The organism is Streptomyces sp. NPDC056160 (genome assembly GCF_042268205.1).
Classification (GTDB): Bacteria; Actinomycetota; Actinomycetes; order Streptomycetales; family Streptomycetaceae; genus Streptomyces.
This window is the reverse complement of record NZ_JBHJUW010000112.1, coordinates 322-12,499: the sequence shown is the minus strand read 5'-3', so window position 1 is coordinate 12,499 and position 12,178 is coordinate 322. Positions and strand designations below refer to the sequence as shown.

13 protein-coding genes and 1 tRNA gene are annotated in these 12,178 nt (G+C 70.8%); 6 read left to right on the top strand and 8 right to left on the bottom strand.

What is annotated here, in order from left to right; translation table 11 throughout:
* Positions 1-2: 2 nt before the first annotated feature.
* The 3 genes from ACFC02_RS31365 (at position 3) to ACFC02_RS31355 (ending at position 2,305) form a co-directional block, all read left to right on the top strand.
* Positions 3-839 (top strand): phosphoadenosine phosphosulfate reductase family protein, encoded by an 837-nt coding sequence (locus ACFC02_RS31365; RefSeq protein ID WP_376364671.1) that lies wholly within the window; start codon positions 3-5, stop codon positions 837-839.
* Positions 840-987: 148 nt separating this feature from the next.
* Complete coding sequence (locus tag ACFC02_RS31360; RefSeq protein WP_376364668.1) at positions 988-1,539, top strand: NUDIX hydrolase; 552 nt, start codon at positions 988-990, stop codon at positions 1,537-1,539.
* Positions 1,540-1,825: 286 nt separating this feature from the next.
* A complete protein-coding gene (locus tag ACFC02_RS31355) occupies positions 1,826-2,305 on the top strand; it encodes a hypothetical protein (RefSeq protein ID WP_376364665.1) in 480 nt (159 codons plus the stop codon).
* Positions 2,306-2,522: 217 nt separating this feature from the next.
* Here ACFC02_RS31355 and ACFC02_RS31350 read toward each other — a convergent pair whose 3' ends face one another.
* Positions 2,523-2,840 (bottom strand): helix-turn-helix domain-containing protein, encoded by a 318-nt coding sequence (locus ACFC02_RS31350; RefSeq protein WP_376364662.1) that lies wholly within the window; start codon positions 2,838-2,840, stop codon positions 2,523-2,525.
* A 487-nt stretch (positions 2,841-3,327) separates the two neighbouring features.
* Here ACFC02_RS31350 and ACFC02_RS31345 point away from each other — a divergent pair, with 487 nt between their 5' ends.
* Positions 3,328-3,846 carry a hypothetical protein gene (locus ACFC02_RS31345; RefSeq protein ID WP_376364659.1) on the top strand — a complete coding sequence of 173 codons (519 nt, stop codon included), beginning with the start codon at positions 3,328-3,330 and terminating at the stop codon, positions 3,844-3,846.
* Positions 3,847-3,944: 98 nt separating this feature from the next.
* The gene (locus ACFC02_RS31340) at positions 3,945-5,594 is read left to right on the top strand and encodes a hypothetical protein (protein ID WP_376364656.1); all 1,650 of its coding nucleotides are present in this window, start codon (positions 3,945-3,947) and stop codon (positions 5,592-5,594) included.
* Between the two features lie 256 nt (positions 5,595-5,850).
* Here the strand turns inward: ACFC02_RS31340 and ACFC02_RS31335 are convergent.
* The 7 genes from ACFC02_RS31335 to galU form a co-directional block, all read right to left on the bottom strand.
* Positions 5,851-5,924: transfer RNA gene (locus ACFC02_RS31335), tRNA-Ala, on the bottom strand.
* Between the two features lie 144 nt (positions 5,925-6,068).
* Complete coding sequence (gene glpR, locus ACFC02_RS31330) at positions 6,069-7,337, bottom strand: gephyrin-like molybdotransferase receptor GlpR (RefSeq protein ID WP_376364652.1); 1,269 nt, start codon at positions 7,335-7,337, stop codon at positions 6,069-6,071.
* 249 nt (positions 7,338-7,586) lie between these two features.
* Entirely contained in the window at positions 7,587-8,204 is a 618-nt protein-coding gene (locus ACFC02_RS31325) for a GNAT family N-acetyltransferase (protein ID WP_376364649.1), read from the bottom strand.
* 17 nt (positions 8,205-8,221) lie between these two features.
* Positions 8,222-8,764, bottom strand: coding sequence for a molybdenum cofactor biosynthesis protein B (locus ACFC02_RS31320; protein ID WP_376364646.1), 543 nt, complete (start codon positions 8,762-8,764; stop codon positions 8,222-8,224).
* Positions 8,761-9,300: a cyclic pyranopterin monophosphate synthase MoaC gene (gene moaC, locus ACFC02_RS31315; RefSeq protein WP_376364643.1), complete on the bottom strand. Its 540-nt coding sequence runs from the start codon at positions 9,298-9,300 to the stop codon at positions 8,761-8,763. Before moaC ends, ACFC02_RS31320 begins: the two co-directional genes overlap by 4 nt.
* Positions 9,301-9,385: 85 nt before the next feature.
* Entirely contained in the window at positions 9,386-10,708 is a 1,323-nt protein-coding gene (gene glp / locus ACFC02_RS31310; protein WP_376364640.1) for a gephyrin-like molybdotransferase Glp, read from the bottom strand.
* Between the two features lie 5 nt (positions 10,709-10,713).
* The gene (galU, locus tag ACFC02_RS31305; RefSeq protein ID WP_376364637.1) at positions 10,714-11,616 is read right to left on the bottom strand and encodes a UTP--glucose-1-phosphate uridylyltransferase GalU; all 903 of its coding nucleotides are present in this window, start codon (positions 11,614-11,616) and stop codon (positions 10,714-10,716) included.
* 101 nt (positions 11,617-11,717) lie between these two features.
* On the opposite strand from galU, the gene ACFC02_RS31300 reads away from it, so the two are divergent.
* Positions 11,718-12,178 (top strand): 5-formyltetrahydrofolate cyclo-ligase (locus ACFC02_RS31300; protein ID WP_376364634.1); only part of this gene is annotated, 461 nt, incomplete at its 3' end.

The window sequence follows — 12,178 nt, the reverse complement described above, 5'->3', positions numbered from 1 at the left end:
CCGTGACCGCCACCGACGGCTCCAGCAGCAAGAAGCGTCACGTCCTCGGCATCTCTGGGGGTAAGGACTCCTCGGCCCTCGCGATCTACATGCGTGACCGCGTGCCGGACATGGAGTACTTCTTCTGTGACACCGGCGCCGAGTTGCCCGAGACGTACGAGTACCTCAACCGACTCGAAGGCGCCCTCGGTAAGCCCATCCAACGGCTCAACTCCTCCCGGGACTTCGACCACTGGCTGGAGGTCTACCAGGGCACCCTGCCCAGCCCGCAGATGCGCTGGTGCACGAAGAACCTGAAGATAAGGCCGCTCGAGGAATGGATCGGCGACGACGAGGCCGTCTCGTACGTCGCCATCCGTGCCGACGAGAACCGTCTCGGCTACGTCAGCACCAAGCCCAACATCACTGCGGTCTTCCCCTTCCGCGAGGACGGCATCGACCGCGAGGGCGTCGACCGGATCCTGGACGAGGCCGGCATCGGCCTCCCCGACTACTACGAGTGGCGTACTCGCTCGGGTTGTTACTTCTGCTTCTTCCAGCGCAAGCACGAGTGGGTGGGCCTCAAGGACCGTCATCCCGACCTCTTCCAGAAGGCCGTTGAGTACGAGGAGAAGGTCAAGCACCAGCACGCTGCGACCGCGGGACGCAAGTACACCTGGTCCCAGAACGAGTCCCTCGGTGAACTCATAGAGCGTCGCGAGGAGATCGAGGCCAAGCACAGGGATGCGATGGAACGGGCCGCGAAGCGCCTGAAGCCCAATCGTCCTTTGTTGGAGATCCTCTCCGACGCGCACGACGAGGACGATGACTCGCCTGCGTGCGCGGTCTGCCACCTCTAGTCCTGACTGAGTGACGGCGTCCCGGGTGCGAATGCGTCCGGGGCGCCGTCACGTCCTCTACTAGCGAGCACCGGCTTCCTGCTCTGCAGGCTGTCCCGACCTCGCAGCCAGCAGGGCCAGGGCTTGGGCTTGCCCAGTGCCGCCAGTAATGCCCTCGGTTGCGTCCTATCGCGATCCGCCGTACGGAACCACATATGTGGCTATTTATATAGCCACACGTCATGCTGTGTGCATGCTTCTCCCCAGTCCTGCCTTTCGCCGCCTGGCGACGTTGGTGGTCATCGATGACGAGGAGCGTGTGGCCCTCCTCCGATGCTCGCGCGGCACCTCGGCATGGACGTTGCCCGAGGGCACGGTCCATGCTCAGGAGACCTATGCGGAAGCAGCCATCCGCCTATCCGCCCACTGCTTTGCTGGCCATCCGTTGCGATGGGGGTCGGTCGTGGGGTGCCGCCTGGCACTACCGCCAGTGCACGGTTCGCCTGCCATCCGGACGGAGCGTCGCGTCTCACTCGCTCGCACCAAGCGGTCTGCGGCCCCGCCCGTGAGCGGAAAGGCTGACGCAACCCGGTCAATGCGTTGGGTACCGACGACCAGCTTGGACGATGTCCTGCTCGAGCCCTATGAAGACACCACAGCCACATTGGTGGCCGGATACCTCGAGGGGTGGCTGCCGGACGGCCGGATCACCCTGCACTAGCCACAGTGCGCGGGTAGGGGTTCGTGCACAACTCGCGTGGTCCCTACACGCAGGCAACACGTAGGACTGCTCTTCCCGGTCGGGTGAAATAGGGCAACTTTGGGGACCTAGCAGCACATCCGCGCCTTACAGTCTTGACCGTCGCACTCGTGCAGCGCAGCCCAGGCAACAGGGGTGCGCAGGCCAGCCGGGGACAGGAGTAGCAGTGGGGGGCGAGACACTCTTCCAGCGTCTGGACGCAGAAGAAGGTGCGGTCCGAGAGGCTCTCGATCGCTTGCGGAGTGAGGTGGCGAGCCTGGAGGAGCGCCTGGCGCACCTGGCCATCACCCGGCGGACGGTTCAAGCGCTGCTTGAAAACCCGACTAGATTCTCTTTCTCGGAGGACCAGCCCCCGGCCAAGGAGCAGCCGCCCGCCCCAGAGGCGGATGACGAGCCAGCGGAAGATGGCGAGGGCTTCACAAGCTCCTCCTTTTCGGACGCAACCGCACCAGGGGCCGATCGGGTTCTTCCGCAAAGGCGCCGGCGCTCGCACGACAGGCGCGAACTCGGTCCGGTGAGCGTTCGCATCGTGACGCTCGTATCGAGCGCGGATCGTCCACTTCGCCCCAAGGAAGTGGCTATCGCCCTGGGGCGCACCAATCCCAAGCGGACTCAGGTCGAGGGCATCCGTGCAGCGCTGAAGCGCCTCGTCGACGGAGGTCACCTCCGCAAGGTTGGCCCGGGCCTCTTCACCGGACCCTCCGACCAGATGGAGGAGGCTGCCTAAGGATCGCTCGAAGGAACGACGTCACGCAGGCGACTGACGTGACGGTCGGACAAATGAGTGGTGCCGCCGAGGTGGAAGCTCAGCGGCACCGGTGCACGTGAGACCTGCAACGGGCTTCAGCATGCCCTCGGAGCGTAACCCACCACTGGGCCACTCGGAGGGCGTGCTGGGCCGATTTCACCCTGCCCGCGTACACAAGCGCGGGCGAGTGGGAGGTTCAGCAATGCCGAGACCCCGGTCCCGACGAACCCGGGTACAGACCGATTCCGAGTCCGTCCTCCAACCGGCTCAGTGTGGCCACGTCGGGCCAGCTGTCGCCGGCCAGCAAGTTCGCGATGGCCTGTCGATTCACCCCGCTGAGCGCGGCTACGCGGCGGAGACCGAGACCCTCCTGGTTGACGTACCTGGCCAGCGACCTCGCAATGGCTTGGACCACCCTGGCCTGGGGGTGGTCGGGGATCACCGCGTCGGGCCAGTTCTCCGGGTCCGCGGCCAGTTCCCGCGGCGCCACGCTGCGGCCACGTCCTCCGGTCATGAGGATGCGCTCCTGACGGTCGAAGTGCACACTCACGGCAAGGGCGGCTACTTGCATAGCCACTTCTCGTGGTGTGTTCCTTTGGAGAGGGATGTGAGCGGCGCGATCCTCGGCTACCGGCCGCTGGAGGAGCCGGCGGAATGGCCCCTGGTCGCCGACGGCGTCCGCATGGTGGCCGCTGCGACGTGCGATTCGGTCCCGTACACGGTGCCGAAGCTGATGCTGGTGCTTTCCGGCCTCGCGACGTTCGCCGAGCGCGCCGGTCTCGCCCGCGATCCGCTGACCTGGCTCGCCCCCGAAACGATCACCCGCTACCTGATCACGCGTCCCAGCCTCCGGGGCAGCACCCTGCAGACATACCGCTGCATCCTGCTGCGGGTCCGGGAAGCGCTCCTGTGGCTCGAGACCGGTCAGCAGCCCGCGCCAAAGCTGCGTGCCTCCCGGCAACGCCCCGCTCCGTACACGCCCCCCCGAGCTGGCTCGCTTCTTGATGTGGGCGCGGGGCCTGCCGCCGCTCAGCACGCACGGCGGCAGCGCCCTCGCCCTTCTCGCGCTGGGCGCGGGCTGCGGTCTCTCGCGCCGGGAAGTGCTCGCCGCCCGTGGGACCCACGTCACCGTGCTGCCTTCCGAAACCGTCGTGGTCACCGTTCCCGGCAGTGACCGCCTCGTCGTCTGCCGCGCCATGTGGGAGCAGGTCCTCGCCGACCGTGCCCGCTCCGCGGGCGACGGTTACCTCTTCCTGCCGCAGCGCCAGACGCCGGAACCCAAGAACGGGATCACGAACTGGGTGAAGCGCACCCAGGGTAGATCCACCGGCCTGCCCGAGCTGAAACTGGCCCGGCTCCGCAGCTCGTGGATCGTCGAGCTGCTGCGGCAACGCGTTCCCGAGGACGTGGTCGCCGCGGCGGCAGGCATGAGCTCGACCGCGGGGCTCGCCCCGTACCGGAGCTGGGTGCCGAAGCTCACTGCGGAGGCAACCAGGCGCATGCTCCGGGGCTGGGCATGAGGACCCCTGCGGACGACCCCCGGTATCAGGCGGGCAATGGACGGCCGAGACGCCCGTACCCGCATTCACCGGAGCCGTCCAAGCTGGACGACGGGCGTGTGAGGAAGCTGCACCTCGTCCTGCGACGCAGCGGCATCGTGGAGGAGGTGGAAGGGCGCTTCGCAGCCCTTCCCGGGCCCCGGGGGTACCCCGTGGGCCTGGTTCTGTTGGGGCTCGTGTGCGCCTGTTACGAGAAGGCCAGCACCAATCTCGACGACGCCTTCGAGACCATCACCTTCGGCATCAGTGACCGCCTGCGCGCAGAGCTGGGCGTACCCACCTGTGACATTGAAGACCAAGATGCGGTCAACGCCCTCTACAACCGCTTCCACCGGGCGTGGAGCCGCCTCGTGAGGATCCTCGACCCGGCCCCGCACGAGCGGCGCAGCCGTTTGAGCCGGGCCGAGGGCCGCAGGGTCGCTGCCGCTTGGAACGGCCCTGAGGGCGAGTCCGCGCTGCGGCGCCTGGAAGAGCTCGCCAACAGGCTGGTCACCACACCTGTCCGCATCGCCTTCACCAAGGGGCTGATGCGCCACTGGCACGGTGACATCGCCATCGACACGACGGCCGTGCCAAGTTGGGCCCGCCCCCACACGCGCAAGCGCTCCTCTCTCGAGGCGAGCGCCAACTGGCACTACAAGGGCGGTGGAGACCGGGAGTTCGGCTACAGCGCCACACTGGCGATCGCCGCCCACGCCGACCCCGCACGGGCCGGGCGGTACCCGCAGTTGACCCTCGGCATGGTCCTGCACACGCCGCAGAAGGACATGGGGCGTCATGCCCATTACGTCAGCATGATCCTCTCCCACCTGACCCGCATGCGCGGTTTCGCCGCAGCCGACCGCGCCTACACCAAGCTCCATCCCGAGGACTTCCACCAGCCCCTTCGCGCCCTCGGCTTCATGCCCGTGCTCGACCTCACAAAGACCCAGGTCGGTCCCGAGGCCCACCACCAGGGCGCAATCGCCAAAGTAGGACGCCTCTTCTGTCCTCGGACACCCCGCCCCCTGCTCGATCTCTACCAGCGCATCCGGGACACAAAGAACGAGAACGAGCGCATCCCGCTGCGGGAGCAGCTGCGCGAAATCGAGCCCTACGCGCTCGTCCGCAAGGCCACGGCGGACGAGCGCGGCAATGAGCGGTACTCCTGTCCCGCGGCGAAAGTGAACTGTGCCTGGGCCGCAGAGCGGGAACGACGCAGCTCCAGCAGGGCCGCCCAGGTGCCGGCGGTCATCGACCTGGAAGATCCCCGCAGTCGTAGGGCCCATCCTGCGGGCCGGCCGACGATCACGGTCCCGAGCCTGCCGTTCGGGGAGCGACCCAAATGTTGCGACCAGTCCTCCGTCACCGTGCAGGCACACGTGATGCCGCGCATGCGGCAGGACCTGCCCTGGCAAACCACGTCCTGGGCCCTGGCCTACCAGACGCTGCGGTCCCACATCGAAGGGGGGAACGGCCGCCTCAAATCGGTCGACGCAGCCCTCCACGCCCGCGAGAAGCGGCAACCCCGCGGACGGGTCGCCCAGAGTCTCCTGGCAGCGATCACGGTGATGGTCGAGAACATCATCGAGCTGGAGCGCTTCCGCAGGGCCAGCAAGGAGAGCGCCCGCACGGCCCTCGATCTGGGGGCCGACGAGGTCCTCGTTCCCTACCCCACGCTTCTGAGCGCTCAGCAGCCCGCAAGCGGTGCCATAAGTCGGAGCCCATGACCGGCCGCCGAGGCTACATCTGAAGATCGACGAGTCGCGAGACCGCAGGCACACGGCCCCACGCCCGCGGTCCCTGCGGCATGCCCGCATCTCCACCGCCGATCCCGGCCCGCCGCCCGACGGGCGTCGTCCCAGCGAGCCGGTGAGCAGACTTGCGTACTAACCACGCCTGAAACGGCGAGATCCCGACCCGACGATGACCGTCTGATCGGGATCTCGCGAACCGTTCGCGAACTAATCCGCGAACGGCCCTGCGTGGACCTGAGGGGATTTGAACCCCTGGCCCCCTCGATGCGAACGAGGTGCGCTACCGGACTGCGCCACAGGCCCTTGCAACGAGTGAAACTCTAGCATCCTCATCCGGGTGGTTGGAAATCCGTTCCCGGGCTGGTCAGCGACGGGGGTCCCGGGTGGCTCCTGAGGCTGTGTCACCGGGCCCGGGGCGCTCCTTCGCCGGGCGCTCGTCGTCGCGCCCTACTCGTTGGCCGCGCGCGGGCGGTCGCCGTCCTCGTACTGGTCGAAGAGCGGGGTACGGCCGCGCTCGCGGGAGCGGCGGGCCGAGGCGGCACGGCGGGCGTCGGTGCGGCCGTCGGCGGCGGGGCGGTCCTCCGCGTCCGCCGCGCCCGCCGCGGGCGCCTGCGGCTCCTCGGCGGCGGGGGCCGCCTCCTGCTCGGGCACGGCTGAGGACGAGCGTGCCGAGCTCCACGTGTCCGGTGCGCCCAGGTCCACGTCGGAGGTGGCCCGCGGGGCGACCGGCGCGGTCACGTAGGTCGGCAGCGGCACGGGCACCGGGTCCCAGCTGTCCCCGCGGCCGGGGCGCCGCCGGCGCTCGCGCTGCTGCTGGTCCAGCCACTCCGCGTGGTCCGTCTGCTCGACCAGGGCGCGCCGGTCGGCGGCGAGCGCGGACAGTCCCGGGTCCGTCTCCGGCTCGGGACCCGCGTCCGGCTCCTCCAGGTCCGCCTCCGTGGTCGCGCCCACGGGCGCGCGCCGCCGCGGCTGGCGGCGGCTCTCCCGCAGCCGCTGCGCGGCGGCCTCGGCGCTGCGGCGGTCCATCTGGTAGGCGAAGCGGCGCCGCTCCTGGGTGCGCAGGTAGGCGATGTACGCGCTGAGCAGCACGGCGGGCGCGGCCGGCGCCCACAGGAAGGCGAGCCCGCCGACGGCGGCGACGACCGCACCCACGGTGAAGGCGAGGAAGAGCACGACGGTGGTGCGTCGGCGGCGCGCGAGCACCTTCGAGCGCCGGGCGCGTGCTGCTGCCGCCTCCGCGCCGGGTGCGCGCCGGGCCGCGGGGATCCGCTTGCGGGCGGGGGCGCCCTCGTCCGCCCGGACGGCCTCCGCCTCGGGGCCGTGATCCGGCGCCGGTGCGGACTCCGCCGCCGGTGCCGTCACCCGGGCCGCCGGTGCGGGCGGTGCCGTGGGCCGGGCCGTCCGCCCGGCCTCGACCCCGGGCGCGGGAACGTCCGCACGGCCCGGGGGTACGGCGAAGGCCCGGACGTCCACCGAGTCGGTGACGGCGTCCGGTTCCGCGGCGCTGGACTCCCCCTCGTCGGCGGAGCGCGCCCTGAGGTCCCTGGCGTAACGGCGTTCCATGCCCGCCCGTCCGGACAGCAGCCGGATGGCGGTGCTGAAGCGTTCCGTCGGACGGGCCTCGTTCAGCTCGTCCTGCCTACGGAGCCACATCGGCACCAAGTAGGCGGCCCAGGCCCCGACAATGACTGCGTAGATGAGGCCGCTGCTGCTCACGCCTCACACCGTAGAGGGGTTTGCGTGAGGCCATCGGCCAATTGGGCCGGTGTGTCGCACGATCTGGCTGATATTTCGAACTTTTTTTGCGACCGATGCGATCAGCCGACCATCAGGGCGGGGAATTACACGGTACGAGCCGATCAGACCACGCTCAAATTCGAACACTTATTCAATTTTAATCAGTGATCGCCGGGGTCGTGCCCGGAGAGGCGGAAGAGGGCGGGAGAGGGCAGGGGGGCGGGAGGGTCAGGCCGGGTTTCCCTTGGGCGTCCGGTCGGCGCGGGTGCGCCGCCAGCGGCTCAGCAGCCCGTCCGGCACCTCTTCCGCGGTCAGCGCGAAGACCAGGTGATCCCGCCAGGCCCCGTCGATGTGCAGATATCGCGGGCGCAGCCCCTCCTCGCGGAATCCGAGTTTCTCCACGACCCGGCGGCTCGGGCCGTTCTCGGGGCGAATGCAGACCTCGAGGCGGTGCAGTCCCACGGTGTGGAAACAGTGGTCCACGACCAGCGCCACGGCCGTCGGCATCACCCCGCGGCCCGCCACCGCCTCGTCCACCCAGTACCCCACGTGCCCGGAGCACATCGAACCCCAGGTGATCCCGGCCACCGTCAACTGCCCGACCAGCCGCCCCTGGTACTCGATGACGAACGGCAGCATCCGGCCCGCCCTGGCCTCCGCACGCAGGTGCCGCACCATCTGGCGGTAGGTCGGCCGGTGGGTGATCGGGCCGCCGGGCGTGGGCGGCGGGACGGTCGCCTCCCAGGGCCTGAGCCAGGTGCGGTTGCGCCGGTTCACCTCGCGCCAGACCCGTTGGTCGCGCAGCTTTATCGGCCGCAGGACGACATCGCCCTCCGCGAGGACCACGGGCCAGGTTGGGCTGTTCAGCTCGCACCCCCGGGACCGGCGGCGGGTCTGGGATGGTCACCGCCGCGCACCTGGTCAACGGCGTGCGTCAACAGGGGCTCCAGAACGGCCAGTCCGTCCTTCACCCCGCCGGTGGATCCCGGCAGGTTGACGATCAGGGTCCGACCGGCCACCCCGGCCAGTCCCCGCGAGAGCGCCGCGGTCGGCACCTTCTCCCGGCCGAACGCCCGGATGGCCTCCGCGATGCCCGGCACCTCCTGGTCGATCACGCTGCGGGTCGCCTCGGGTGTGCGGTCGGTGGGCGAGATACCGGTGCCGCCGGTGGTGACCACGACGTCGTACCCGGCCTCGACGGCGGCGCGCAGCGCGGCCCGGACCGGGTCGCCGTCGGGGACCACCTGGGGTCCGTCGACGGCGAAGCCGAGGCGCTTCAGGCCGTCGGCGACCAGCGGACCGCCCCGGTCCTCGTAGACCCCGGCGGCGGCCCGGTTGGAGGCCGTGACCACGAGAGCGCTGTACGGCCCGGGCAGGGCGCCGCCCGTCTGTGCGCCGGAGGTCATGCCCGGCTCCAGTCTCCGGACTTGCCGCCTGTCTTCTCCTCGACCCTGACGTCCGTGATGACCGCCCCCTTGTCGACCGCCTTGACCATGTCGATCACGGTGAGCGCGGCGACGGAGACCGCGGTGAGCGCCTCCATCTCCACGCCCGTGCGGTCCGTCGTCTTCACGGTGGCCGTGATCTCCACGGCCTCGTCCGCGACCGACAGTTCCAGTCTCACACCCGACACCGACAACGGGTGGCACAGCGGGATGAGGTCCGGGGTGCGCTTGGCCCCCATGATCCCGGCGATGCGGGCGGTGGCGAGGGCGTCGCCCTTGGGCACTCCCTCGCCGCGCAGCAGCTCGACGACGCGGGGCGAGACGAGTACCCGGCCGGTGGCCCGGGCCGTGCGCGCGGTCACGTCCTTGCCGGACACGTCGACCATCCGGGCGGCGCCCGCCTCGTCGATGTGCGTCAGTCGGTCCTGGTCCCGCACGCCGCCCTGCGCTCGGTCCTGCACGGGTCGGGGGGTCTCCCCCCGGGAAGGTGTGGTCATGCTCTGTGGCGCTCCCGGTCCGGGCCCGGCGCGGTGCGGTGCGCGGGCCTGTTGTGCGCGACACGCTACCGCCAAGTCGGGCCGGTCAGCCGAGCAGGACCACCTCGACCTCGGCACCGGGCTCGACGGACTCGCTGTCCTCGGGGACGACGATCAGCGCGTCGGCCTGCGCGAGCGCCGCGATCAGGTGTGATCCGGTGCCGCCGACGGGGGTCACCTCGCCGTCGGCGTACGTCCCGCGCAGGAACTGCCTGCGGCCGCGCGGCGACGTCAGGGCCTTGTCCGCCGCCAGTCTCGCGCGGGCCGTCGGCCGGTGCACGTCCGGCAGGCCCATGAGCGTGCGGATCGCGGGGCGGACGAACAGTTCGAAGGAGACGTACGACGAGACGGGGTTGCCGGGCAGCGCCAGCAGCGGGATGTGGTCGGGGCCGACGGTGCCGAAGCCCTGGGGCTTGCCCGGCTGCATGGCGAGCTTGCGGAACTCCACCCCGCCGCCCGGCTCGTCCTCGTCGCCGACGTGCGACAGCGCTTCTTTGACCACGTCGTACGCCCCGACGCTCACCCCGCCGGTGGTGACCATCAGGTCGGCCCGGACGAGCTGGTCCTCGATGGTGGAGCGCAGGGTGTCGGCGTCGTCGGCGACGGCGCCCACCCGGTAGCCGATGGCACCGGCGTCGCGGGCCGCGGCGGTCAGCGCGAAGCTGTTGGAGTCGTGGATCTGGCCGCGCGACAACTGCTCGCCGGGCTGGACGAGTTCGCTGCCGGTGGAGAGGACCACCACGCGCGGGCGCGGGCGCACCCGGACCGTGCCGCGGCCGATCGCGGCGAGCAGCCCGATCTGCGGCGGCCCGAGGACCGTACCGGCCTTCAGGGCGCGGTCGCCCGCCTGCACGTCACTGCCCGCCGCGCGCACGTGCGCGCGTGCCTGTGCGGGGCGGTACACGCGCACCTGCCCGGCGGCGCCCTCCGGGGCCAGGCTGCGGGCGCGCATGCCGCGCACCGGGCCCTCGCCGAGCCCGCCGTCGGTCCACTCCACGGGCACGACGGTCTCGGCGCCGGGCGGCAGCGGGGCGCCGGTCATGATCCGGGCGGCCTGGCCGGGGCCCACCCGGACCGGTTCGGCCGCGCCCGCGGCGACGTCCCCGACGACCTCCAGGGCGGCCGGGAACTCCTCGCTCGCTCCGGCGACGTCCGCGACCCGGACCGCGTACCCGTCCATGGAGCTGTTGTCGAACGGCGGCAGCGAGAGCGGCACCATGACGTCCTCGACGAGGACGCACCCCTGGGCGTCGAGCAGTTGCAGCTCGATGGGTTCGAGCGGGCGGACGGTGGTGAGGACGTCCTCCAGATGCTCGTCCACCGACCACAGGCGGTCCGGGTCTGCGATGTGGTGCGCGGCGCTGCTCAACGTCGTTACATCTCCTCGGCTACGTACCGCTGAAGCCAGGTCCTGAAGTCGGGGCCCAGGTCATCACGTTCGCACGCGAGTCTGACAATGGCACGGAGGTAGTCGCCACGGTCGCCGGTGTCATAGCGGCGGCCCTTGAAGACCACGCCGTGCACCGGACCGCCGACGGTCTCCTCCTGGGCGAGGCGCTGCAGGGCGTCGGTGAGCTGGATCTCGCCGCCCCGGCCGGGCTCCGTCTTGCGCAGTATCTCGAAGATGTGCGGGTCGAGGACGTAGCGGCCGATGATCGCGTAGTTCGACGGGGCGTCGGCCGGCTCGGGCTTCTCGACCAGGCCGGTCACCTGGACGACGTCGCTGTCCCCGGTGGCCTCCACGGCCGCGCACCCGTAGAGGTGGATCTGCTCGGGCGCGACCTCCATGAGGGCGACGACGCTGCCGCCGTACTGCCCCTGGACCTCGATCATCCGCTGGAGGAGCGGGTCGCGGGGGTCGATCAGGTCGTCGCCGAGCAGCACCGCGAACGGTTCCTCGCCCACGTGCGGGGCCGCGCAGAGCACCGCGTGGCCCAGGCCCTTCGGGTCGCCCTGGCGGACGTAGTGGATCATCGCCAGGTCGCTGGACTCCCGCACCTTGGCGAGCCGTTCGGAGTCACCCTTCTTCTCCAGGGCCGATTCCAGCTCGTAGTTGCGGTCGAAGTGGTCCTCCAGGGGGCGCTTGTTGCGGCCCGTCACCATGAGGACGTCGTCGAGACCGGCGGAGACGGCCTCCTCGACCACGTACTGGATCGCCGGCTTGTCCACGACCGGCAGCATCTCCTTGGGAGTGGCCTTGGTAGCCGGAAGGAACCGGGTGCCGAGGCCTGCCGCGGGAATGACAGCCTTGCTGATCCTGGGGTGCGCGTGACTCATGGCGGCAACCTTAACCGCTGCGTTTGGGGGCCCTCCGCGCCTCAGGTTCATTGGTCACATATGAGCACATTTACTTTTCGAGGAAGGGTACGGGAGCGACGTTGAGCCACATCGGAGGGACGGCGGGGCCGGACAAACGGACCCTGCGGCGGGAGCTGCTCGCCGAGCGCTCCCGGCTGACCTCGGACGACGTGAGCGAGGCCGCCACGGCGCTGGCCCGGCGCGCGCTGGAGCTGCCCGAGCTGGCGCGGGCGCGCACGGTGGCCGCGTACGTCTCCGTGGGCGCCGAGCCGGGCACCCTCGCGCTGCTCGACGCGCTGCGCGCGCGGGGGGTGCGTGTGCTGCTGCCCGCGCTGCTGCCGGACAACGACCTGGACTGGGGCGCCTACGCCGGCCGGGAGGCCCTCGCGCGCGTGCGGCACGGCGGGCGGATGGCGCTGTCCGAACCGGCCGGGCGGGGGGGGGGGGGCGGCCGCCGGCCGGGGGGGCGGGGGCGGGTCGGCGAGGCACCGGCCGCCGGGCGGCCCCAGCAGGCGCTGGCAGGGGGCGCCGGGGGGGGCCG

What these genes read in the sequence shown, in the direction of transcription:
- ACFC02_RS31360 (WP_376364668.1), top strand. Translation starts at nt 988, where the DNA reads ATGCCCTCGGTTGCGTCCTATCGCGATCCGCCGTACGGAACCACATAT.
- ACFC02_RS31350 (WP_376364662.1), bottom strand. Translation starts at nt 2,840, where the DNA reads ATGACCGGAGGACGTGGCCGCAGCGTGGCGCCGCGGGAACTGGCCGCG.
- ACFC02_RS31320 (WP_376364646.1), bottom strand. Translation starts at nt 8,764, where the DNA reads ATGACCTCCGGCGCACAGACGGGCGGCGCCCTGCCCGGGCCGTACAGC.
- moaC (WP_376364643.1), bottom strand. Translation starts at nt 9,300, where the DNA reads ATGACCACACCTTCCCGGGGGGAGACCCCCCGACCCGTGCAGGACCGA.
- galU (WP_376364637.1), bottom strand. Translation starts at nt 11,616, where the DNA reads ATGAGTCACGCGCACCCCAGGATCAGCAAGGCTGTCATTCCCGCGGCA.